Here is a 22,488-nt window from a genome sequence, read left to right as displayed (position 1 = left end):
CGCGAGCCGCGGCGGGCGCGGGCTCGCGATCCTCTGGGGTGGGCGGGGCCGCCCACCTTCGGTTCGCCGGTCAGCCGGGGGAGTTGGCGTGGACCAGCGAGGCGGCCTGGGCGGTGAGCGTCTTGCGGTCGACCTTGCCGTTGAGGTTCAGCGGGAACTGCTCCAGCCGGACCAGGAACCGGGGCGTCATGTAGGTGGGCAGGCGGTCGGCCAGGAAGTCCCGCAGGGCTTGGTCGCCGACCGGTTCCCCGGTGTAGAAGCCCGCCAGCTCCACGATGCCGTCGTCGGCCGGGCAGGGCACCACGACGGCCTCGTCCAGGTCCGGATGCGTGCGCATGGCCGCCTCGATGTCGCCCGGTTCGACGCGGTAACCGTGCACCTTGACCTGGTTGTCGGCGCGTCCGAGGTAGATCGCCGAACCGGCCTCCAGGCCGATCCGGTCGCCCGTCCGGTACCAGTACTCCGCACCGGGCTCGCCGGGTCCTTTGTGGAACTCGGCGAAGCCGTTGTCGTTCAGCAGCGCGAACCGCCGGCGGTTGTGCGCCGGGTCCAGGTAACCGTCGAACCGCTGCGGCCCGCGGACCAGGAGTTCGCCCGCCTGTGCGGGCTTCCCCTCCTCGTCGACGACGACGTGCTCGATGGCGGGGTGGGTCTGCCCGACCGGGAAGGTCCCGTTCGACGTGGTGGGCCAGTCGCCGGGATCGGCGGGCAGGACGTAGGCCAGGCAGGTCACGGTCGTCTCGCTCGGGCCGTACACGTTGGCCACCGCGCTGGCCGGAGCCGCCTCCGTCCAGGCCTGCACGTGCTCGGGCGTCAACGCCTCCCCGCCGAACAGGCTCCAGCGCAGCGTCGGCATCGCGTCCGGCACCAGATCGCCCAGCCACCGGGCCATCGTCACCGAGGACGGCGTCGAGATCCAGTGCGTGATCCGGTCGTCGGCGATGTGCTTGGTGGGAGCGAGCAGCGCGGTCTTGGACGGCGCGACGACCGCGCCCCCGGAGCCCCACGCCAGCCACACGTTGATCACCGAGAGGTCCCACGACAGGTCCGCGGTCTGCGAGACCCGCGCACCGGGACCGTCGGTGAAGAGCCCGACGAAGTGCGGCATCCAGGCGGCGATGTTCCGGTGCTTGATCGGAACGCCCTTGGGGCTGCCCGTCGACCCGGACGTGAAGATGATGTACGCCAGGTCGTCGGGTTCCGGTGCGCCCACCGGCGCGGCCGGGCCGTCACCGGTGAAGTCCGAGCCGTCATCGGCGATCGGCAGCAGCGCCACCCCGGTCTCGTCGCGCAGTTCCGCGGCGAGCTCCCGCTGCGACTCGTTGTGCACCAGCACGTCCAGCTCGGCCATCCGCGTGATCTCGGCGCTGCGCGGGGTCGGGAACTCGGTGTTGAGGGAGATCACCGTGTCGCCCAAGCGCAGACCGGCCAGGTAGGCGATGTAGCTGGCCGCCGCCGCCCGGTGGCCGAGAACACCGATCCGGCGGGGCCGCCGCCCGGAACCGCTGCCCACCAGCTCGACGATGGCGGCCCCCACGCGAGCCGCGGCCGCGTCCAGCGAGGAGTAGGTGAAGTCGGTCCCGCCCGCGCTCAGCGCGATGTGCTCGGGATGAGCGCGGGCCGATGTGCGGAACCACTCGTACATGCCGGGGACCACGGACACGTGTTACGCCTCCCTCTTCTCGCCACTCCCGGCGGCGGTGTGCTCGGCCCGGTCGTCGCGGGAAGCCTCGGCGAACACCGCGTAGATGCCGCTCGCCGTCTGCTCCTCGAACAACCTGTCCACCGAGGCCCGGACACCGGTGAGCTGCTCGACGGCCGCGAACAGGCGCACCCGGTGGATGGACCGCCAGTTCACCTCCTGGTCGAAGGCGTGCTCCAGATCGGGATCGGCCAGCGGCAGCCGGAGCTCCTCCCGGACGATGCGGATGAACTCGGCTCGGCTGATCACCTGGACGCACCGCCCTCGTGCTGCGGCGTCGCGTCGGGGAGCTCCGCGACGATCTCCAGCACGGCCGCGCAGTACATGAAACCGGTGCCCGAGCCGTAGACGAGGACGCGGTCGCCCGGCTGGACCTTCTTGGACTCCAGCAGGTGCGTCAACCCGGCGAACTGGTCGCCCGCGCCGAGGTGACCGCAGCGGCGGCCCCAGTCCCACGTGGTGCGGGAGACGTCCACGCCGAACGCCTTGCGGCCGTCCCAGTCGGTCAGCGACAGCCCGTTGTGCGGGAACACCCACCAGTCGATGTCGCCGGCTTCGAGGTCGGCGTCGGCGAGCGCGCGCTCCATGGTCTCCAGCTCGCTGCGCGCGGCGGCCTGCACCATGTCGACGAAGATCTCGGCGCCGTGCTCGGCCGCGTAGCTGTGCACCCTGGACTGGACGTTGAGCGGCCACCCGTTCCCACCGGCGACGTCGCTCCAGGGCTCGCCGGCGAGCTGGACGTCGCCGTAGGTGGTGTCGCCGGTCGTGGCGCTGGACAGCAGCCGGGCGACGCCCGAGCCGCGGCAGAGCACCGCCGCGGTGCCGCCGTCGCCGAACAGCATGCCGCCGACCGTGTTGTACCGGTCGTAGCCCGGCGGCACGAACCGGTCCGCGGTGGTGATGAGCACCGAGGACGTCTGCGGCTGGGCCGTCAGGTAGCTGGCGGCCAGTTCGAGCGCGGCCATCCCGCCGTTGGACGCCTGCGCCACCTCGATGGCGATTCCCGAGCCGCCCACCGTGCGCCCCTGGATGTAGGCGGCCGGGGAGAAGTCGTCGATGCCCTGGTAGAAGATGCTGGAGTGGAGCACCAGACCCACCTGGCCGGCCTTCTCACCGGCTCGCGCGAGAGCCGTCTCGGCGGCGCGGACCGCCAGGTCCATGGTCGGGCCCTCGGGATCCACGCACACGGACAGGAAACCGGCCGCCTCGTTCTCCTTCGCCGGGTAGCGCCCGTCGGCCACGGCCTCCGCCGTGGACTCCTCGCGCCCCAAGGACATCGCCGTGGCGCCGATGTAGAGGTCATTCCAACGCACTGGTGCTCCTTCTTCGCTTCTCCGTGGATTGCCGATCAGTCTTCGCCGTCGATGTAGGTGACATCGAGCGTTCCGGCGGAATTGGGCGTCGCGCTGGCGGGCAGCTGGTACGAGGGGTTCCAGCGGACCCGGTCCTCGAGCCGGTACGAGGTCCGGATCTTCAGCAGCCGGTCCTCCTTGCCGAGGATGCTGCCCTCGTAGAGCGTGACCTTCCCGATGTCGGTCATGACCGTGTACATCGGTTTCGCCATACCGCTGAGGAATCCACCGTTGGAGAGCTGGGAGACCAGGTCCAGGCCCCGCTGGACAGTGGTGCGGAACTCGTCGGTGCCCACCATCGGGACCGCGTGGAAGAGGTAGTGCGGGATGAACCGCAGCGTCCGCTGCCGGTCGTAGAGCTCGATGAGCGTTTCGATCGAGTCGTTGACGCCCTTGAGGAGCACGTTCTGGCTGTGGAGGCGGGCTCCGAGGCGCTGCAGGCGCTGGAACACCTCGACGGCTTCGGGCTGCAACTCGAAGGGGTGGTTGATCTGCACGGAGATCTCGAAGTGGAAGCGGTCGGCGTACTCCGCGAAGATCTCGTACACGTCCGGGCCGAAGGCGTGCGGGTTCTGCACCGGCAGGCGCGTTCCCATGCGGACGGTCGAGATGTTGTCCGCGCGGGAGGCGACGGCGGACAGCAGTTCCCGCAGCTTGCGCGGGGAGATCAGCGGATCGCCGCCCGTCACGAGGATCTCGGCGAGGTCCTCGTCGGACTTCAGGTAGTCCGCGATGGCGTTGATCTGGTCGGTGCCCAGGGTGTGCCGGTCGTAGAGACCGCGGACGCAGAAGACGCACTCGCTGGCGCAGGCGGAGAGCATGTCGATGACCACGACGCGGCGGTACATCCGCTCGAACCCCTGCGGGGCGTCGCCGGAGACGACCGCTTCGAAGTGGCGGGTGCTGCTGCCGACGCTCACTCCCGTGGACGGCATCCGGAAGTACTGGTTGTAGATGCCGCGGTAGGCGCCGGATTCCTCGCCGTGCTGGTCCTTTGCCCGCTCCAGGAGCTCCTGCGTGTACTTGTGGACCTTGGGCTTCTGGGTCTTGGTGATGGTCTCGAGAAAACCAGCCATGGCATGCCGTTTCTGTGCGCCTGCTGCGGTCAGGAACTGAGCGGGTGGCAAGCAGCCCCGGATACCGGGTGTTTGCCGGGCGTCACGTTCGTCCCGTATCGTCGGGACGCCTCCTCGAAGGTCCTGTCCAGCGGCTGCTCGCCGCGAAACGACCGCGCGAACAGCGCGGCGCAGGACCGCGGAATGCTTCGGGCGCCCCAGTGATCGTTCTGGTCCGACTGCGAAAAGCCCGGTATGGCCGCCGGAATCCTCGCAGAACGATCTCGACGCTACCAGCAGCCGACTGCGCCGAACAGATTAATTTCGCGCCTCTCGGCGTGCGTTTCGCACTCCTGGGCAGGAGAAATCAACGCCCGATCGGCGGCACTGGTCCACCCCGGGTGCTCGCTCCCGGGCGAACACCTGGTCAGCGCGGGCGCGCAGCGGCCGGGCGCGCGGTGACGCACACACGTGTGGCCGCTGTCCGGCGGCGCTCGGCGCATGTAGTCTGCGCCGAGCGCGAGTCAGCTGGAAAGTGTTGCGGCCACGGTGGTTTCGTGGCCGCCTGAGCGGTGGCCGGAGGTGGTGCCGAGCCGGGCGCGCTACCCGATGGTCTGGTGCGGCCGGGCCTGGTCCGGCACGATCTGGCCGGCGATGCCGTCGAGGAAGGTGCGCAGGCCGTAGGCGAACCGTTTCGCCGGATCGGTGCTCGTCAGCGAGTCGAGGGCCGCCGCGTACTCCGCCGATGCGTCGACCGCGTGGCGGGCGTTGCGGCTTCGCCAGTCGTCGTCGGCCGGGAGCTCGCCGAGCGCCTGTTCCTCGATGGTGTGGCCGAGCACGTAGTAGAAGAGCGCGAAGGTGAGCCAGCCGGCCTGGGCCGGGGCCGCGCCCGCCCGGCAGAGGATCTGGATCGCGGTGTCGGTGCCGGCGATGGTGTTGACGCCGGGGGAGTAGGTGCCTGACACCACTCGCGCGCCGTCGCGGTGCGCGAGCATGGAGGTCCGGAGCCGGTCGCACAGGACGAAGATCTGCTCGTCCCAGGCGACGTCGGGCAGCGAACCGGCGACACCTTCCAGGATCTTGTCGGCCATCGCGTCGAGCAGGGCTTCCTTGTTCGGGAAATGCCGGTAGAGGGCGCCGCCCTGCACGTTGAGCGTTGCGCCGAGCTTGCGCATGGTCAGCGCGTCGAGTCCCTCGGCGTCGAGGAATCGCATTGCCCCGTCGACAACGTTGGCCTTTCGAAGCAGCATCTGTCGCCTCCCTCGGTTGACACCCGAGTAATGTAAATCATACAGTGAACGTCGTTCACGGTGAACGCTGTGCACCGTGAACCTTGTTCACATGGATAGTCGCACAGAGGAGACTCCATGTCCGAGACCCGTGCCGGGGCGGCTGCCTCCGCCGTCGAGCGGCCGAACCTGCCGCTCGGCGTCATCGTGGCGATCACCTGCCTGGCGCAGTTCATGGTCGTGCTCGACGGCACCATCGTCACCGTGGCCCTGCCCGACATGCAGAACGGGCTCGACCTGTCGACCAACCAGCAGCAGTGGGTCGTCAGCGGTTACCTGATCGCCTTCGGCGGGTTCCTGCTGCTGGGCGCCAGGGCGAGTGACCTCTACGGCCGCAAGCGGGTGTTCCTGCTCGGCACGTTCGTCTTCACCGCCGCCAGCCTGGTCGGTGGTCTGGCCACCAACCCGACCACCCTCGTGGTGGCCCGGATCGCCCAGGGCGTCGGCGCCGCTGTTCTGTCGCCCACCACCCTGAGCATCATCAGCGCCAGCCACACCGATGAGGAGCGGCGGGAACGCGCCATGACGCTGTGGAGCCTCATGGGCGCGGTGTCCAGCGTGTTCGGTCTCGTCCTCGGCGGCGTGCTCACCGCCGCGCTGGACTGGCGCTGGGTCCTGTTCATCAACATCCCCGTCGGTGTCGTGCTGCTGGCGGTCGGCGGCTCCGTCCTGCCCGCGGACCAGACCGGCACCGAGCGGACCCGGCTCGACCTGCCCGGCGCCCTCACCGCCACGCTCGGAATCGGCGCTCTCACCTACGGGTTCTCGCAAGTCTCGGCCGAGGGCTGGGGATCGGCGAACGTCCTGATCGCCCTCGCCGCGGCCGCGGTCCTCCTCGCCGCTTTCATCGTGGTCGAGCTCAAGAGCTCCCACCCGCTCATCCCGCTCGCGATCTTCCGCGCGAGCACCGTGCGGATCGGGAACCTGCTCCTGTTCGGCATGGGCGTGACCATGACCGCGGCGATGGTCTTCCTCTCCCTCTACTTCCAGGAGATCCTCGGCTACGACGCGTTGAGCACCGGTCTGGCCCTGGTGCCGATGTCGGTCTTCGTCATCGGCGGCGGGCTGGCCGCCCGCCAGCTCCTGCCCAAGCTCGGCACCCGGGCCCTGCTGGCCATCGGCGGTCTGGTCACCGCCGCTGGGCTCGCCTGGATGGCCCTGATGCCCGCCTACCCCGCCTACCTGACGCACGTCCTCGGGCCGACGCTGGTCTGCGGTCTCGGCCTCAGCTTCATGCTCCCCGCGGCCACGGTCACCAGCACCACCGGTGTCAAGCGGGAGGACGTCGGGGCGGCTTCGGGCCTGCTCAACATGTCCCGCCAGATCGGCGGCGCGGTCGGCCTGGCCGTGCTCGTCACCATCGCCGCCACGGTGACCAACGGCGTCATGCCGGAGTCCGCGAACCCCGCGGACGCACTCGTGCAGGGCTACCACGTCGCCTTCCTGGTCAACGCGGCCATCATGTTCGTCGCCGGCCTGGCGGCTTTCGCCCTGCCGGCCTCGCAGCGCGAGGCCGCGGAGTAGGGAGCGTTCCACTGTTCGGTCGTCGGACCGGCCAGCGCGGAGAGGATGGGCCACCCGCCCGGCGGGTGGCCCATCTTCTTGCCGCGGGGCGGGGGAGCGGTGCTGAAGTCCCGCCGGCGGAACGGGATTCGGCTGGTCGAGGGCGGTGCGGAACACGCGGGCCCGGGCTCGGCCACCTGCGGTGCGGCCTCCGGCTACCATCCGGTGGCGGGTGGCGGTGGGGTTTGTCGAGTATTGGTCTCCGGCTCGGAGTGTGTGAAACGCATGGGGGTATATGTGAAATTCAACTGTTGCGTTGCCGTGTCCGGCTGGTACCGTCGACCCCGTTCTGCGAATGAAGGAAAGGGTAAGTGAAATAGCCGGAATCAACGCGGTTGATTGCTGCGCGCCGCCGGTAATTCCAGTGGTGTCGCGGCGATGACACGCGTTGGGTTGTCGACCTGATCGTTCCGCCTGGGGAAATGACTGGGGAGATGCGTTGTGTTGCCACCGAATCGATGACCGCGAACGCGCGCTTGGGGGAGTGGCGAATTCCGGGGACGTTGTTTCTGTGCAGTGTCGTGGTGAACTCCGGCTGGAGTTCGCTGGGGGAAGTGCCGTGCTGCGGGCAGGTGGGGATCGGCGGGGTCGCCGAAGGGGAAGCGCAGTACGGCCGGCTGTCCGAGTGCTCTGCCCGGACGTGAGCGCACCGTGCCGTCGCGGCGTGAATCATTGTGCGCCGGGAATGCGGTAGGAGCTTTTGTTCCGAATTGCGCGCCTTTGGGGAAAGGCGGGCGGGTCGTTCGCGTTCCAGCCTCGGAAAATTGGGAACCGTTTCTGCTTACTAAGGGGTTGTGCACATGTCCAATCCGTTCGAGGACGAAAGTCGGGATTACCTGGCGCTGCGCAATGTTGAGGAGCAGTACTCGATCTGGCCGCAGGGCGTCGACGTTCCCGCCGGGTGGCGGGTGGTGCGCGGTCCGGCGCCCCGGCAGGAGATCATCGACTACATAGGACGGTCCTGGACGGACATGCGGCCGAAGAGCTTGCGCGAGGCGATGACGGCGAACGGCAGTGCCCCTGCCTGAGCGCTCGCGGTGATCGCCGGGTCCGAACGGGACCTGCCGGAGCGGTTCGGCGGTCGTGCGCCGACCGCGAGGACCGCGGTGCTGGGGAACACCGCGGTCCGGTGCGGCACGGCCTGATCGGCCTGCCGCGCATCGGCGGCGCGGGCTTTCCCGGCAGCGGCCCTGGTGGCCTGCCAGGTGCCCGCTGCGATGTGGCCGGAGGTGCCACCTTCGGCGAGTTTCGCTGGTCGTTGCCCAGCGCTTCCTGAACAACGACAGCGCCGGTCGCCCGGCCCGGCGGACCCTGGGTGACACCGACGCGGCCGGCGCTGCTGCTTCTCCGAATCTCAACGGAACAAAACTTCCTGAGGGGTGCCCGTGAAGGGAAATGTGCAGAACCGGGTCAAATTCGTCCGCTGGCCCGCGGAGAGCGATGTTCGCGAGGAGTGCAGGGCCCTGCACCACCTCTGCCTGCTGATCGTGGAGCACGGAGCGCCGCCGCCGGAACAGCTGGGCATCTACGAGGACTGGGTGCGTCCGCCCATCATCCCGGAGGACCTCCAGGCCAGGGTCCGGCAGCTGGCGGATCGTGCCGTGGTCAACGCCAAGCCCGTCCTGGACCCGGTGGGGATCCTCTACTACAAGGACTCGTCGATCACGCTCTCCCCGACGCAGTGCGAGATGCTGACGCCGCTGATCTCCCGGTACTCGCAGCTGGTCTACCGGACCGAGCTGCGGGAGATCCTGGAGCAGTCCGGTTCCAGCTCGTCCAGCAACGCCTTGGACCTGCACGTGATGCGATTACGAAGACGCCTGCAACTGGTCGGGCTTTCGCTGCGGAACGTCTGGGGGCGCGGGTTCGTGGTGGAGCCCCTCTAGCGATGGACCGGTGCGGCGTCGCGGAGCACCGAGTCAGCATGAACGATTTGCGAACTACCGGAGTCCTGGGGGAAAGACTTCTTTCACGGCCGGGTGAGCCGGTGGGGCCGCGTGTTGTCGTGGCTCGCGGGTGCTCTGGCGTCCGGCACCCGCGTCGGGGTGCCGGCGCGGGGAGACGCCGCAGCAGGGCAGCCGGTCGCCACGCCCACCAACCGTGTGCCGGAACTTCGAGTCGAAGGCGGAGCTGGTGTTGAGAACTGTCCCGGATTTCTTCGAGTCCATGGTTGCCGAGTCGGGTGCTACTCCGTCGGTCGTGTACGGCGGTTCCACCATCGACTACTCGGAGTTGAACGCGCGCGCGAACCGGCTCGCCAGGCGGTTGATCGCGGCCGGGGTGGGGCCGGACTCGCTGGTCGCGATCGCGGTGCCCCGGTCGGACCGGCTGATCGTCGCGGTGCTCGCGGTGCTCAAGGCGGGCGGTGCCTACCTCCCGCTGGACCCGAGCTACCCGGCGGAGCGGCTGGCGCACATGGTCGTGGACGCGCGGCCGGTCCTGCTGCTGCGGACGGAGAACGTCAGCTCGCTGCAGCTGGCCGTGCCGGAGCTCGTGCTCGACGACCCGGCCGCCGAGGCCGCGTGCGAGCAGGAGAGCGGCGACGACATCGCGGAGGGCGAACGCCTGGCGCCGCTGACCGCCGACCACCTGATGTACGTCATCTACACCTCCGGATCGACGGGTGTTCCCAAGGGCGTCGCGGTTTCCCACGCCGGCGTGGCCGACCTGGTCTCGACCCAGACGAGGGCCTACGAGGTCGGCCGGGGCGACCGGGTGCTGCAGTGGGCGTCCTTCAGCTTCGACGCGTGGTTCTGGGACTTCTCGCTGGCGCTGCTGCACGGTGCGACTCTCGTGATGGCGGACCAGGAGGACCTGATGCCGGGGGAGGCGCTGCGCGAGACGATGCTCGAGCACGACATCAAGCACGCGGTGCTGCCCCCGGTCGCGCTGGGCATCACCGACAGCGAAGATCTGCTGCTCGGCGGCACGATCACCTCCACCGGCGATGTCTGCACCAGGTCCCTGGCGGAGGAGTGGTCCAGGGGACGGCGGCTGTTCAACGGCTACGGCCCGACCGAGGTGACCGTCGGCGCGTCGATCGGTGGCCCGATCACGGGCGTCCAGGAGGAGATCACCATCGGGACGCCGTGGGACGGCAGCCAGGTCTACGTGCTGGACGACGAGCTGCGGGACCTCCGCGACGGCCAGGAGGGGGAGCTCTACCTGGCCGGATCGGGCGTCGCCCGCGGCTACCTGAACAGCCCCGGCCTGACCGCGTCCCGGTTCGTCGCCAACCCGCACGGCCCGCCCGGCAGCCGGATGTACCGCTCCGGGGACCGGGGCAGGTGCGAGGCGGACGGCGAGCTCTACTTCGCCGGCCGGAGCGACAACCAGGTGAAGGTCCGCGGCTTCCGCATCGAGCTCGGCGAGGTCGAGGCGCGCTTGGAGAGCCACCCGGCGGTGGAGATCGTGGTCGCCGTCGTCGGTGGTGACCACGTCTCCACCGAGCACGTCGTCGCCTACGTCAAGCCGTCCGCGCGGCGCGAGGTCACCGAAGCGGAGCTGCGCGAGCACGCGCGCCACGCGCTGCCCGAGCACATGGTGCCGTCCAGCATCGTCGTGCTGGAGGAGCTCCCGACGCTGTTGAACGGGAAGATCGACCGCAAGGCGCTCGCCGAGCGGGCATCGCGCGCCGAGCCCGACGTGCCCGTCGCGGTCGGCAGCGGCGAGGAGAAGTCCTACGAGCAGGTGCTGTGCCGCATGGTGATGGAGACGCTCAAGATCAGCTCGGCGACTCCCCAGGACAACTTCTTCGACCTGGGCGGTCACTCGGTGCTCGCGGCGAACCTGGCCCGCCGGATGCGCAAGGAGCTCGGCGTGGCGGTGCCGATGCGGTCGATGTTCGCCGCCCAGAACCTGGCAGAACTGGCGCAGCTGGTGGAGCGGTCCAAGTAGCGCCCGGCGGCTGGTGCGCCAAGACGCCCGCCGCGCCCGTGCGTTCCGGCACGAGCGCGGCGGGGGTCCTGACCGGTCGTCAGTACTCCGGGTCCGGCTTCATCAGGCCGAGCGCGATCAGCACGCGAGATGCGCCGATGACCGCCAGCGCCAGCAGAACCGTGCGGAAGCCGAACGCAGCGGGCTGGCTCAGGATGATCCGCCGCGCCTTCTCGTGGTCGCTGTGCGGGCCGAACAAGCGGAAGACGTGGGGCATCTGGGAGCCGCAGAACAGGCGGTACACCAGCAGGGGGTTCTTGAACACGGCCGGGCGCCACGGCGAGCACCCGAGCACCTTCGCGAAGTCCAGCATGTACTGGTTGTAGTGAACCAGCGTCCGCAGCTCGGGGTTGCCGTGAAACACCCCGTTCTCGTAGGTGTTCTGCCGCTCGATGAGCCGCTTGAGCCGGAAGCGGTCCGGCAGCTTCTTCTTGCCGCTGCACAGGAGGGCGAAGTAGCGGCTCTGCATCTCGGAGCAGGCCGGGACGCCGCCGGCGGCCGGCCGCGCCCACCCGATGAACACCACGCCGGTGCCCAGCGCCGGGTGGATCATGTGCTTGTACATCTCCCGCACATCGCTGATGTCCACGTCCTTCAGGACGCTGAAGTCCTCGACGTAGCCCGTGTTGAAGACGATGGTGTCGACCTTCTCGCGGCGGCCGTCCTTGAACTGGACGTAGTCCGCGCCCAGGCGCTCGATCCCCGACGCGTTGACGTTCAGGGTGCCGTCGGCGATCCGGTGGACGAACGCTTCGTTCTTGGTCAGGAAGTGGTTGAAGAAGTGCTCGTTCTTCGAGTTCCACGCGCCCAGCGCCCGGGCCGCGGGCGTCTTGCCGCGCTTCGCGTTGCGCTTCATCCAGAACCGCATGATCGGGTTGGCGGCGGCCAGCGGGACCGAGTACAGCAGTTGCGAGGTGTAGGCGTCGTTCGGGTGCCGGTCGTCCCCGGGGTAGCGCTCGATGATGGACTGGTGCCTGCGCACCGACAGCGTGCAGCGCTCCGCGGTGCTCGCGATCTCGTCCACGACGTCCGCGGCGGTTTCCCCGATCCCGACGCAGAGGACGCGCTTGCCGCGGAACCGCTCGGCGTTGCGGTAGTAGGCGGAATGCGTGATCTCCCCGGCGAAGTCGTCCTGCCCCGGGATGTCGATGTAGTTCGGGACCCGGTGCGTCCCGGTGGCGATGACCACCGCGTCGAACCTGTGCGCGACGCGCTTCTCCGGGGCGGACACCGGTGCGACCTCGACGACGTGGCCGCCGTCCTCGCTCTTGGAGATGCTCACCACGTCGGTCTCGTACCGGATGGTGGGGCCGAGGTCGAACTCCTCGATGAAGTCCAGCAGGTACTGCCGGTATTCGCCGGCCGACCAGAACTGCCGCTCCTGACCGTCCGGTGGCGGGAAGCTGGAGAAGGTCATCATGTAGTTGGAGATGGTCAGCATCGTCGAGTCGTAGGCGCCGGCTTCCTCCGGGCCGACTCCCGAGCGGAAGACCCCGCCCGGCTCGGCGCTGTGCTCGAAGCAGGTCACCGAGTGAGCCTCGTCCAGCAGTTCCTTGATCGCGACCAAACCCGACGGGCCTGCACCGATGACACAGACGTTCTTTCTCATTCTTACCTCGGGGCTCCGTAGTGCGTTCTCGGACTTGATTTCGCTTCGCCGTGGTGGGAGAGGGGCTCGATCAGCGCGCCGGGCCGTTCGGCTCAACGGCTTTCGAAGTGCACCGGGAGGCTTTCGTACCCGTTGAGGAAGTTCGAGAAGATGGGGCGCGGCACGCCCCGCTGCTCCATTCGGCCGACCCGGGCCACCAGAGCGCTCAGCAACGCGTTGAGCTCGGCGCGGCCGAGGAAGGCGCCCAGGCAGTAGTGGGGGCCGTGGCCGAACGAGAGGTGCTTGTTGGGCGACCGGGACAGCGTGAAGCGGCGCGGGTCCGCGAAGACGGTCTCGTCGTTGTTGGCCGAGATGGTCCACAACGTCACGATGTCGCCGCTGCGCACCTTCGTCCCGTCGATGTCGAAGTCCCGGGTGGCGGTGCGGGCGAGGTGCATCGCCGGTGACGACCAGCGCAGGACTTCCTCCACCGCCGACTCGACGGAGACCTCTCCGGTGCGCAGGGCGCGCCACTGCTCCGGGTTCTCGATCAGGGCGAGCACCGCGCAGATCGCCGACACCCGGGACGTCTCGTCGCCGCCGAGGATGAGGCTGTAGCAGTTGACCGCGAGTTCTTCGACGGTGAGCAGGCGGCCTTCGACCTCCGTGGTGGCGAGCATGCTGATGACGTCCTCGCCCGGGTCGTCCCGCCGCTCCTGCGCCAGTTCCATGAAGTAGAGGACGATCTCGTTGCGGGCGCTGATCGCGTCGAGCTCGCTGCTGTCTGCGCGGTCGGACGACAGCGCCATCTTGTTCCACTGCAGCAGTTCCGCGCGGTCCTCGACGGGGACCGACAGCAGGTCGCAGATCGTGTTGATCGGGACCTGGTCGGCGATCTCGGCGGCGAAGTCGAACTCGTCCAGCTCGACCACCGCGGAAACCAACCTGTCGGTGCGCTGCCGGATCTGCTCGACGACCTCGCCGAGCACCCGCGGGGTGAACGCGCTCCACATGAGGTTGCGCAGCGGCCGGTGGCGCGGCGGGTCGGTGACCGCCAGCATGCTCCCGCCCGCGGAGTCGTCGCCGCGCAGCACGACGTCGAGCACGTTGCCCCTGGCCGAGCTCAGGGCTTCGGCGTGGAACAGCGGCTGGATGTCGGAGTACCGCGCGACCACCCAGAAACCGGGGTGCCGGTCGGTGGGTTCGTGCCAGTGGACGGGGCGTTGGGCGCGGACCTCTTGCCAGAACCCGTGGACGTCGTTGTCGACGAAGGTGACCGGGTCGGTGAGGTCCAGGGAACGTTCACCGAGAGCGGGCTGACTCATCGTCCGATCGTGACAGGCTTTTCGCACCTGCCGCGCGGACTCTTGCGGGTTCCTTTCCGCCGGAGCGGTTTCCCGTCACCCCTGCGGAACCGCCGGGTAGCGCGCGATGATCGGCGCGCTTGCCTTGGGACCCCTGGCGAAGACGTAGTCGGCGGTGTCGATCCGCCGTCCGGTCAACCCGTCCACCACGACCGGCTCCACCGCGACGCCGGTCCTGGCGTCGACCAGGACGAGGCTGCGGTCCTCCGGGGCCAGGCGGTGGTTGCCCCAGGCCGCCACGACGAGCAGCAGCGGGCGCAGCGAGCGGCCGAGCTCGGTGAGGCGGTACTCCCGGTCCCGCGGGTCCGCGGTGTCGTCGGCGGTTTCGAGCAGGCCCTTCGCGACCAGGTCGGCCAGCCGGTCCTGCAGCACGTCGGCGGGCGTTTCCAGGTTCCGCTCGATCGTCGCCGAGCGGGTGTGGCCGTCGAAGACCTCGTGCAGGATCTCCAGCGTCCACCACGGACCGACGGTCTCGGCCGTGCGCGCCAGCGGGCAATCGGGAATGCGCGCCTTCGGGCCGGCCGAGCGCACCGGCACCTCGCGCTCGGTGGTGGTCGGATCGCTTCGCACCGCTGACTCCCATCGTCGTCGGATTCACCTGAGGGGCGCCGCCGCCGACGACGGCGCCCCGGCTGATCAGCCGCTGGTTCCAGGGCCGCGCGGGGTCGGGACGTCGTTCAGCGACCAGTACCGGCGCATCCCGTACAGCAGCGGGCGCGGAGGCAGGGTCGCGTGCGTCGTCACGTCGACGACCTCGCCGAAGACCACGATGTGGTCGCCGACGGGCAGCGTTTCCCCGACCTGGCAGTTCGCCACCGTGTGGGCGTCCTCGACGAGCTGCGGCACCCCGGTCCCCGGTTCCCGGACCCAGTCGACCCGGTCGAACCGGTCCGGTGCTCCGGAGGCGAACAGCGTCGCCGTCGACTCCGCCCCCTCGTGCAGCAGGTTGACGGCGAACGCGGACCGCTGGAGCAGCGACGCCAGCGTCGGGCTCCCGGTGCGCAAGCACACCAGCAGCGTCGGCGGCAGCAGCGAGACGCTGCACACCGACGAGCAGGTCATTCCCCACGGCTCACCGTCCGGCCCCGCCGTCGTGACGACGGCGACGCCCGCCGGGTGCGTGGTCATGAGAGAGCGGAACTGCGCCGCGTCGACCGGTGCACGTCTGACGGTGCCGGTCATGGGATCCGGCATGGTCGGCTACCTCCTCCACGAGCTGCGCGAACGTGTCTCTTCGGATGGCGGGGGGCGACCGGCTGTCAGCCGCGTTCGCCGACGAACTCCAGCAGTCGTTGCACCCCGGTCTCGAGTTCCGCGGGGTCGACGCAGAAGGCGATCCGGATCAGGTGCCGAGCCCACGGCGCGAAGTCGTGGGAGCGGATGTGCCCCCGCTCGTCGACGTCGGGACGCATCGCGAACCCGTTGCCCGCCACCACCGCGACGCCCTTGCTCTCCAGCAGCCGCAGCGCGAACTCCTCGGAGTCCAGGCCGGTCCGGGCCACGTCCAGCATCGCGTACCACCCGCCGGCGGGCAGCTCGTTCAGCAGCCCGGCCTGGACCAGCTGTGGCAGCACCGCGTCCCGGTTGCGCTGCACCAGCTTGCGGTTGGTGGCCGCGGCGTCGGCCCGGCTGCTCAGCGCGGCGATCCCCGCGTGCTGCACCGGGGTCGAGGTGCCGATGATGTTGGCCTCCTGCACGACCTTCATGACGTCGGCGGCGCGGTCGTTGGCCAGCGCCACGTACCCCAGCCGGTAGCCGGTCATCGCGAAGCTCTTGGAGAAGGTGAACACGCTGTGCACGATGCGCTCGTCGACCGGCACATCGCGTTCCAGCGAGGCGACCGAGAGGTGCTCGCGCTCGTAGCAGAAGTGCTCGTAGGCCTCGTCGCTGATGACGTGCCAGCCCCGGCTGCGGGCCAGCTCCAGCAGGGCGGCGATCTCCTCGCGCTCCAGCACGACGCCGGTCGGGTTGGCCGGCGAGTTGATCAGCAGCACTCGGGTGCGCGGGCTCGCGGCGGCCGCGATCCGCTCCGGATCGGGCCGGAATCCGGCGCCGAGCGGGTACAGCACCGGCTGGAAGCCGGCGAGCAGGCTCTGCTGCAGGTGGACCGGCCAGTGCAGTTCCGGCAGCAGGATCTCGGCCCCGGGCTCGGCGAGCGACTGCAGCAGGGCGGCCAGACCCTGGGCGGAGCCCGGCGAGATCAGCAGCCGGGAGACCGCGCTGTCCACCCCGTTGTCCTCGCGGAGCTTGTCGACCGCGGCGGCGCGCAGCGCGGGGAGGCCCTCGGGACCGGTGTACTTCGTGTCCCCGCGGCGCACCGCGGCGACGAACTCGTCGGCGACGTTGCCGGACGGGCTGAAGTACGGGTCGCCGACGTGCAGCTTCACCACGCCGACCCCGGTCTCCTGCTCCTTGCGCTCCGCTGCGTGGAAGATGCTGTGCAGGCACGACGAGGGAATGGAGCCGGCGGCGGACAGGATGTCTGGACTCACGCTCGAACCACCTTCGTTCCGTGGACTTCTCTTCGGGCTCGGAAAGACCGTCACGCGGTGCGGCCGCCGTCGACGGGGATCAGCGCACCGGTGATCCAGCCGGACACCTCCGGGTCGATCAGCAAGCACACCCACCGGCCGAGCTCGGCGTCCTCGCCGAAGCGGCCCATCGGGGTGGAGGAGGTCAGATCGACCCGCAGCTGCTGGATCCCCGCATCGTCGAGCCCGGTGCCCGCCCACATCGGGGTGTCCACCGGGCCGGGCAGGATCGCGTTCACCCGCACTTCTGGGGCGAGCTCCCGCGCCAGCGAACGCGTGAGGCTGTTCAGCGCGGCCTTGGTCGCGCCGTAGAAGGCGCGCCCCGGCATGGACAGCACACCGCCGACCGACGAGACGTTGACGACGCTGCCGCGGCCGGCGCGCAGCCACGGCAGCGCGCACCGGATCAGATCGGCGGGCGCGCGGACGTTGACCGCGAACATCGCGTCGAACTCGGCGGGATCGATCGCGTCGAGCCCGCCGAAGCGGGCCAGGCCGGCGTTGTTGACCACCGCGTCGAGCCCGCCGAAGCGGTCGGTGGCCGTCGCGATGATCCGCTCGGCGGCGCCCGGCGAGCAGATGTCCTGCGCCACGACCGCGACGGCGTCACCGTGCTCGTCGGCGAGTTCCCGCAGCGGTTCCTCGCGGCGCCCGACGACCGTCACGTTGGCGTCCGAGCTCAGCAGGCATTCGGCGATCCCCCGGCCGATGCCGGTGGCCGCGCCGGTGACCACGACCGACTTCCCGGCGAGCGTCATCGCAGAACTCCACCTTCCGCCAGCGCCCGGAGGGCGTCGTCGATCAGCTCGGCCGGGTCGGAGAGCAACTGGAAGTGGCCACCCGGCCAGGCCCGCAGGCTGAAGGGGCCGGTGCCGACCGCGGCCCACGCGTCCAGCCGCGCACCGTCCACCAGCGGGTCCTCGGTGTTGTAGTAGCAGCGCACCGTGCAGTGCAGCGGTTCCGATCCGGGGTCCGGGCGGTAGGTCTCGTGGAGCGCGATGTCCGACCGGAGGGCGGGCAGCACCAGGTCGCGGAACTCGGGGTCCTCCGCGATCTCCGGCTCGATGCCGCCGAGTTCCCGCAGGGCGGACCAGAGTTCGTCGTCGGAGGCCTCGTGCGCGGTCCCGCCGCCCGCACTCCAGGGGTCCGAAGCGCCCGACGCGAACAAGCAGTGCACGGGCTCGCCGCCGGACTGCAGCGCTCTCGCGGTCTCGTAGGCGACCAGCGCGCCGAAGCTGTGTCCGAAGAGGACAGTTCGGGCCGGGGGCAGCCGGTCCAGTTCGGCGGCGACGTGCGAAGCCATCTCGGCGATGCTGCCCGCCGGGGCTTCGGCGATCCGGTCGGCGCGACCGGGGTACTGCACGGCCAGCAGCTGAACGTTCCCGGGCATCGCGGAGGACCAGTCGCGGTAGGTCCCGGCCGAACCACCGGAGTGCGGGAAGCAGACCAGCCGGCCTGCTGGGCACTCCACGTCGTTGAGGGCACGGGTCCAGCCCCGGTCACGTGTCGGCACTCGGTTCACGCCCCCAGCCTCACCGACGCGCTCGGCCTGCTCGCGGCAAACTTTCATAGCTCTGTCGGGGCTCGGTGCGGCTCCGGGGCCCCTTGGCGAATGTGGGGGTGTCGCAACCGAGGAGGACGCATGCTGGATGGGTTCGTGCCGTGGCCACCCGACTTCGCCGAGCGCTACCGCCGGGCCGGTTACTGGAGCGGTAGCTCGCTGGGGCAGCTGCTGGCCGAGCGAGCCGGACAGCACCCGGACAAGGTCGCCGCGGTGGACGCGACCCGCCGCGTCAGCTACGCGGAGCTGGTCGAGGAGTCCGACCGGATCGCCGCCGGCCTGCTCGGGCTCGGCATCGGCCGCCGCGATCGGGTGGTGCTGCACCTGCCGAACGCCATCGAGTTCCTGTCCACCATCTTCGCGCTGTTCAAGCTCGGCGCGATCCCGGTGCTGGCGCTGCCAGGTCACCGCCGGGACGAGATCCTCCACCTGGCGCGCGCCTCGGACGCGGTGGCCTACATCGCCCAGGACCGGGCGCAGGGCTTCGACTACCGGACGCTGGCCCGGGAAGTGCTCGGCGACGCACCGAGCCTCAAGCACGTGGTGATCGTGGGCGAGGCGGAGGAGTTCACGCCGCTGGCCGGGATCGCCCGGTCCGACGTGCGGGAGCTGCCGCCGGTCGACTCGTCCGAAGTGGCGCTGCTGCTGCTCTCGGGCGGCACCACCGGCGTGCCGAAGCTGATCCCGCGGACCCACGACGACTACGCGTACAACATCTTCGCCTGCGCCCGTGCGGTGCAGCTCGACGGAAGCGGCGTCTACCTCGCCGCGAACCCGGTGCCGCACAACGCCGCGCTCGGCTGCCCCGGCGCGCTGGGCGCGCTGCTCCTCGGCGGTAAGGCCGTGCTGGCCGCCAACCCGAGCCCCGACCACGTGTTCCCGCTGATCGAGCGGGAAGGCGTCACGCACACGGCGCTGGTGCCGGCCCTGGCGCTGCTGTGGGCGGAAACGGCCCAGTTCATGCCGGTCGACATGACCGGGATGACCGTGCAGGTGGGCAGCTCGAAGTTCAGCGCGGGCGCGGCGGAGCGGGTCAGCAAGAGCCTCGGGTGCCGCATCCTGAACGTCTTCGGCATCGGCGAGGGCCTGATCACCTCCACGCACCCCGACGACCCGCCGGAGATCGCCTTCCACACCGAGGGCAAGCCGATCTGCCCGGACGACGAGATCCGGATCGTCGACGCCGAGGACAACGAGGTCGGCGTCGGGGTGACCGGCGAACTGCTCACCCGCGGGCCCTACACGATCCGCGGCTACTTCGCCGCGCCGGAGCACAACAGCCGGGCGTTCACCTCGGACGGCTTCTTCCGCACCGGTGACCTGGCCAGCATGACCGAGGACGGCAACATCGTCATCGAGGGCAGGCTGAAGGACATCATCCACCACGCGGGGGAGAAGGTCTCGGCGGAGGAGGTGGAGGGCCACGTGCTGACCCACCCGCTGGTCCGGGACACCGCGGTGGTCGGCATCCCGGACGAGGCGCGCGACGAACGGCTCTGCGTGTTCGTCGTGCTCAGCAGCGATGCGGAGGCCGCGGCGGAGCCGATCACGCTGCGCATGATCAGGGACCACATCCGCGACCGCGGGATGGCGACCTACAAGTTGCCGGACGAGCTGATCGTCGTGCCGGACCTGCCCCGCACGCCGATCGGGAAGATCGACAAGAAGGCGCTGCGCGCCGGTCAGCTGCAGCACAGCTGAGCGCGCTCCGGATCGACCGAAGAGACCGGTGGTGCTGACGCGGTGCCACCGGTGCGGGCGGGCGGTAGTGGAACTCCGCCGCGCATTGTCCGGCGGTGTGGTGAGAAGGGAACTTCACGGGATGGTCTGTCCGGCGGACACCACGCACTCCCCGGCGTACGGGGACTTCCTCAGACTGGACGAACTCCTGGCCATCGCCTGCGTGCGCGACGAGGCGGACCGCACCTTGTTCTTCGCGGCGCACCAGGCGTGCGAGATCTGGTTCGCGGTCGTCATCCGGCACCTGGAGTCCGCGCGGGCGGCGATGGAGCGGGGCGACGGGACCGAGGCGGCCGAGAACCTCGAGCGGTTGCCGAACATCATGCAGGTGATCACCCAGCACTTCGACGTCCTCAGCACCTTGACGTCGCAGTCCTTCGACGAGATCCGGGGAACGCTCGGCACCTCGAGCGGTTTCCAGTCCGCGCAGTACCGGGAGATCGAATTCCTCTGCGGGGCAAGGGATCCCCGGTTCCTGAACATCTCCGGTCTCAACCCGGGCGAGCGCGCCAGGCTCGCCGACCGGTTCGAGCAGAAGTCGCTGTCCAGCGCCTTCGCCGAGTACCGCGACGCGCGGGCCGCGGCGGGCTCGCCGGGAGCTGCCACGTCGGTGGAGCGGTTGCACGACGCGCTGGCGGCCTTCGACGACTCGGTGCGGTCCTGGCGGGTGCAGCACGCCCGCCTGGCCGAGCAGTTCCTCGGCGCGGCGCAGGGCACGGCCGGTTCCTCCGGCGCCGCCTACCTGTGGCGCTCGACCGAGCGATCGCTGTTCCCCGAGATCTTCCCGCAGCCGCGCTCCGGCGAGCCCGCGGCGAGGAGCGCGAACGCCCTGAGCTGAGCACCGGGCCGAGCGCCCGCGGTCCACGCGGGTGCTGAGGTTCCGCTGCCCGCACCGGAACGCAAGACGAGTTCGAGGCAGAACCCGAGGCGCAGTACCGAATCCTGTCCAGCGAGCTACCGTTGAAGGGAAACGCAGCACATGACTCAGACCGACGCTGCCGCAAAGAACCTGGGCGATCCCGGCAAGACCAGGCGAGTCGTCGTCGTTGGTGGTGGTACGGCTGGCTGGATGACCGCGTCGTACCTGACGGCCGCCTTCGGCGACAAGATCGACGTGACGGTCGTCGAATCCGCCCAGATCGGCACCATCGGGGTCGGCGAGGCGACGTTCAGCGACATCCGGCACTTCTTCGAGTTCCTGCGGCTGGCCGAGTCCGACTGGATGCCGGCCTGCAACGCCACGTACAAGCTCGCCGTCCGGTTCGAGAACTGGCGGGAGCCCGGCCACCACTTCTACCACCCGTTCGAGCAGATGGGCTCGATCGACGGGTTCCCGCTCAGCGACTGGTGGCTGCGCTACCCCAGGACGGACCGGTTCGACAAGGACTGCTTCGTGATGGCCTCGCTGTGCGACGCGCAGCGCTCGCCCCGCTACCTCGACGGAACCCCGGTCGACCAGGGCGTCTTCGAGACCGGTCACGGCGAGGAGACGGCGCGGGCGACGATGGCGGAGTACCAGGGCGCGCAGTTCCCGTACGCCTACCACTTCGAGGCCCACCTGCTGGCGAAGTTCCTGACGAAGTACGCGACCGACCGCGGTGCCCGGCACGTCGTCGACAACGTGGTGGACGTGGCGCTCGACGAGCACGGGTTCATCTCGCACGTCAAGACCGCCGAGCACGGCGAGCTCGCGGGCGACTTGTTCGTGGACTGCACGGGATTCCGCGGCCTGCTGATGAACAAGGCCCTCGGCGAGCCGTTCATCTCCTACCAGGACACGCTGCCCAACGACAGCGCGGTCGCCCTCCAGGTGCCGCTGGACATGGACCGCGAGCCGCTGCGGCCGTGCACGACGGCGACCGCGCAGGAAGCGGGCTGGATCTGGACGATTCCGCTGATCAGCCGGATCGGCACCGGGTACGTCTACGCCAGCGACTACTGCGAGCCGGAGGAGGCCGAGCGCGTGCTGCGCGAGTTCGTCGGCCCGGAGGCCGCGGACGTCGAGGCGAACCACATCCGGATGCGGATCGGCCGCAGCCGCCGCTCGTGGGTGAACAACTGCGTCGCGGTCGGCCTGTCGAGCGGGTTCGTCGAACCGCTGGAGTCGACCGGGATCTTCTTCATCCACCACGCCATCGAGCAGATGGTCAAGTACTTCCCGTCCGGGCGCGACAACGACCGGCTGCGGAACATGTACAACCGCTCGACGGCGAACGTCATGGACGGCGTGCGGGAGTTCCTCTGCCTGCACTACCGGGCCGCGAAGCGGGCGGACACCCAGTACTGGAAGGACACCAAGACGCGCCCCGTTCCCGAGGCGCTGGAGGAGCGCCTGGAGAACTGGAAGTACAAGGTGCCCGACGCGGAGACGGTCTACCCGTACTACCACGGGCTCCCGCCGTACTCCTACAACTGCATCCTGCTGGGTGCGGGCGGGTTCGACATCCGGCATTCGCCCGCGCTCGACATGGCCGATGAAACGGCCGCGCTGGCTGAGTTCGAGCGCATCAGGTTGAAGGCGGAGAAACTCGTGCAGGAACTCCCGACGCAGAACGAGTACTTCGCCAAGATGCGCGAGAACGCGTAGTCCGCAGGCGCAGCCGCTGCCGACGTGGGCCGGATGCCGCACGGATTTCCGTCGCGGCACCGGGCCGCGATCGGGAAGTGGCTGTCGTTCATCGGGGATTCGGCAATGATTCCGGAATGGATCGATGTGCGATCCTCACGTTTTCTCCTGCGGTGTTCACGTGCTTTCCGGCCGGGCGGCGATCGCATTGCCGGTGCAGGATCCGGCTGTTAATGTCGAG

19 protein-coding genes are annotated in these 22,488 nt (G+C 69.7%); 7 read left to right on the top strand and 12 right to left on the bottom strand.

Going from position 1 to position 22,488, the window contains the following annotated elements:
* Positions 1–70 precede the first annotated feature (70 nt).
* The 5 genes from ATL45_RS36630 to ATL45_RS36610 form a co-directional block, all read right to left on the bottom strand.
* Complete coding sequence (locus ATL45_RS36630; RefSeq protein ID WP_093154476.1) at positions 71–1,663, bottom strand: AMP-binding protein; 1,593 nt, start codon at positions 1,661–1,663, stop codon at positions 71–73.
* A gap of 3 nt (positions 1,664–1,666) precedes the next feature.
* Positions 1,667–1,951 (bottom strand): acyl carrier protein, encoded by a 285-nt coding sequence (locus ATL45_RS36625; protein WP_093154479.1) that lies wholly within the window; start codon positions 1,949–1,951, stop codon positions 1,667–1,669.
* Complete coding sequence (locus ATL45_RS36620) at positions 1,948–3,015, bottom strand: ketoacyl-ACP synthase III family protein (protein ID WP_093154481.1); 1,068 nt, start codon at positions 3,013–3,015, stop codon at positions 1,948–1,950. Before ATL45_RS36620 ends, ATL45_RS36625 begins: the two co-directional genes overlap by 4 nt.
* 35 nt (positions 3,016–3,050) lie before the next feature.
* A complete protein-coding gene (locus tag ATL45_RS36615) occupies positions 3,051–4,130 on the bottom strand; it encodes a radical SAM protein (RefSeq protein WP_093154484.1) in 1,080 nt (359 codons plus the stop codon).
* Positions 4,131–4,711: 581 nt separating this feature from the next.
* Entirely contained in the window at positions 4,712–5,359 is a 648-nt protein-coding gene (locus tag ATL45_RS36610; RefSeq protein WP_093154486.1) for a TetR/AcrR family transcriptional regulator C-terminal domain-containing protein, read from the bottom strand.
* A gap of 117 nt (positions 5,360–5,476) precedes the next feature.
* On the opposite strand from ATL45_RS36610, the gene ATL45_RS36605 reads away from it, so the two are divergent.
* The 4 genes from ATL45_RS36605 (at position 5,477) to ATL45_RS36585 (ending at position 10,858) form a co-directional block, all read left to right on the top strand.
* Complete coding sequence (locus ATL45_RS36605) at positions 5,477–6,922, top strand: MFS transporter (protein ID WP_093154489.1); 1,446 nt, start codon at positions 5,477–5,479, stop codon at positions 6,920–6,922.
* A gap of 839 nt (positions 6,923–7,761) precedes the next feature.
* Positions 7,762–7,989, top strand: coding sequence for an MbtH family protein (locus tag ATL45_RS36595; protein ID WP_093154940.1), 228 nt, complete (start codon positions 7,762–7,764; stop codon positions 7,987–7,989).
* Positions 7,990–8,346: 357 nt separating this feature from the next.
* Positions 8,347–8,847 (top strand): winged helix-turn-helix domain-containing protein, encoded by a 501-nt coding sequence (locus tag ATL45_RS36590; protein ID WP_143121677.1) that lies wholly within the window; start codon positions 8,347–8,349, stop codon positions 8,845–8,847.
* Between the two features lie 280 nt (positions 8,848–9,127).
* On the top strand, positions 9,128–10,858 hold the full coding sequence (locus ATL45_RS36585) for a non-ribosomal peptide synthetase (protein WP_093154942.1): 1,731 nt from the start codon (positions 9,128–9,130) through the stop codon (positions 10,856–10,858).
* Positions 10,859–10,937: 79 nt separating this feature from the next.
* Here ATL45_RS36585 and ATL45_RS36580 read toward each other — a convergent pair whose 3' ends face one another.
* From ATL45_RS36580 to ATL45_RS36550, 7 genes are all read right to left on the bottom strand, one after another.
* The gene (locus tag ATL45_RS36580) at positions 10,938–12,506 is read right to left on the bottom strand and encodes a flavin-containing monooxygenase (RefSeq protein WP_093154493.1); all 1,569 of its coding nucleotides are present in this window, start codon (positions 12,504–12,506) and stop codon (positions 10,938–10,940) included.
* A gap of 92 nt (positions 12,507–12,598) precedes the next feature.
* Positions 12,599–13,810: a cytochrome P450 gene (locus ATL45_RS36575; protein WP_093154496.1), complete on the bottom strand. Its 1,212-nt coding sequence runs from the start codon at positions 13,808–13,810 to the stop codon at positions 12,599–12,601.
* A 75-nt stretch (positions 13,811–13,885) separates the two neighbouring features.
* Entirely contained in the window at positions 13,886–14,419 is a 534-nt protein-coding gene (locus tag ATL45_RS36570; protein WP_211841383.1) for a winged helix-turn-helix transcriptional regulator, read from the bottom strand.
* A gap of 66 nt (positions 14,420–14,485) precedes the next feature.
* Positions 14,486–15,043, bottom strand: a complete 558-nt coding sequence (locus tag ATL45_RS36565) for a flavin reductase family protein (RefSeq protein ID WP_246025748.1) — start codon at positions 15,041–15,043, stop codon at positions 14,486–14,488.
* 65 nt (positions 15,044–15,108) lie between these two features.
* Positions 15,109–16,341 (bottom strand): pyridoxal phosphate-dependent aminotransferase, encoded by a 1,233-nt coding sequence (locus ATL45_RS36560; RefSeq protein ID WP_093154498.1) that lies wholly within the window; start codon positions 16,339–16,341, stop codon positions 15,109–15,111.
* A 50-nt stretch (positions 16,342–16,391) separates the two neighbouring features.
* Positions 16,392–17,138, bottom strand: a complete 747-nt coding sequence (locus ATL45_RS36555; protein WP_093154501.1) for an SDR family NAD(P)-dependent oxidoreductase — start codon at positions 17,136–17,138, stop codon at positions 16,392–16,394.
* Positions 17,135–17,902: a thioesterase II family protein gene (locus tag ATL45_RS36550; RefSeq protein WP_170210455.1), complete on the bottom strand. Its 768-nt coding sequence runs from the start codon at positions 17,900–17,902 to the stop codon at positions 17,135–17,137. Before ATL45_RS36550 ends, ATL45_RS36555 begins: the two co-directional genes overlap by 4 nt.
* Before the next feature lie 120 nt (positions 17,903–18,022).
* Between ATL45_RS36550 and ATL45_RS36545 the strand changes: the two genes are divergently transcribed.
* From ATL45_RS36545 to ATL45_RS36535, 3 genes are all read left to right on the top strand, one after another.
* Positions 18,023–19,642 carry a (2,3-dihydroxybenzoyl)adenylate synthase gene (locus tag ATL45_RS36545; protein WP_093154506.1) on the top strand — a complete coding sequence of 540 codons (1,620 nt, stop codon included), beginning with the start codon at positions 18,023–18,025 and terminating at the stop codon, positions 19,640–19,642.
* A 121-nt stretch (positions 19,643–19,763) separates the two neighbouring features.
* The gene (locus tag ATL45_RS36540) at positions 19,764–20,519 is read left to right on the top strand and encodes a tryptophan 2,3-dioxygenase family protein (protein ID WP_093154509.1); all 756 of its coding nucleotides are present in this window, start codon (positions 19,764–19,766) and stop codon (positions 20,517–20,519) included.
* A 141-nt stretch (positions 20,520–20,660) separates the two neighbouring features.
* Positions 20,661–22,268: a tryptophan halogenase family protein gene (locus ATL45_RS36535; protein WP_093154511.1), complete on the top strand. Its 1,608-nt coding sequence runs from the start codon at positions 20,661–20,663 to the stop codon at positions 22,266–22,268.
* Positions 22,269–22,488 lie beyond the last annotated feature (220 nt).

The organism is Saccharopolyspora antimicrobica (genome assembly GCF_003635025.1).
Lineage (GTDB): Bacteria > Actinomycetota > Actinomycetes > Mycobacteriales > Pseudonocardiaceae > Saccharopolyspora > Saccharopolyspora antimicrobica.
The sequence above is the reverse complement of the archived record's forward strand: the minus strand, read 5'-3'. Positions and strand labels throughout refer to the sequence as shown.

Coding starts and splice junctions, on each gene's coding strand:
- ATL45_RS36615 (WP_093154484.1), bottom strand. CDS start 4,130: ATGGCTGGTTTTCTCGAGACCATCACCAAGACCCAGAAGCCCAAGGTC.
- ATL45_RS36610 (WP_093154486.1), bottom strand. CDS start 5,359: ATGCTGCTTCGAAAGGCCAACGTTGTCGACGGGGCAATGCGATTCCTC.
- ATL45_RS36605 (WP_093154489.1), top strand. CDS start 5,477: ATGTCCGAGACCCGTGCCGGGGCGGCTGCCTCCGCCGTCGAGCGGCCG.
- ATL45_RS36595 (WP_093154940.1), top strand. CDS start 7,762: ATGTCCAATCCGTTCGAGGACGAAAGTCGGGATTACCTGGCGCTGCGC.
- ATL45_RS36585 (WP_093154942.1), top strand. CDS start 9,128: ATGGTTGCCGAGTCGGGTGCTACTCCGTCGGTCGTGTACGGCGGTTCC.
- ATL45_RS36580 (WP_093154493.1), bottom strand. CDS start 12,506: ATGAGAAAGAACGTCTGTGTCATCGGTGCAGGCCCGTCGGGTTTGGTC.
- ATL45_RS36575 (WP_093154496.1), bottom strand. CDS start 13,810: ATGAGTCAGCCCGCTCTCGGTGAACGTTCCCTGGACCTCACCGACCCG.
- ATL45_RS36565 (WP_246025748.1), bottom strand. CDS start 15,043: ATGCCGGATCCCATGACCGGCACCGTCAGACGTGCACCGGTCGACGCG.
- ATL45_RS36555 (WP_093154501.1), bottom strand. CDS start 17,138: ATGACGCTCGCCGGGAAGTCGGTCGTGGTCACCGGCGCGGCCACCGGC.
- ATL45_RS36545 (WP_093154506.1), top strand. CDS start 18,023: ATGCTGGATGGGTTCGTGCCGTGGCCACCCGACTTCGCCGAGCGCTAC.
- ATL45_RS36540 (WP_093154509.1), top strand. CDS start 19,764: ATGGTCTGTCCGGCGGACACCACGCACTCCCCGGCGTACGGGGACTTC.
- ATL45_RS36535 (WP_093154511.1), top strand. CDS start 20,661: ATGACTCAGACCGACGCTGCCGCAAAGAACCTGGGCGATCCCGGCAAG.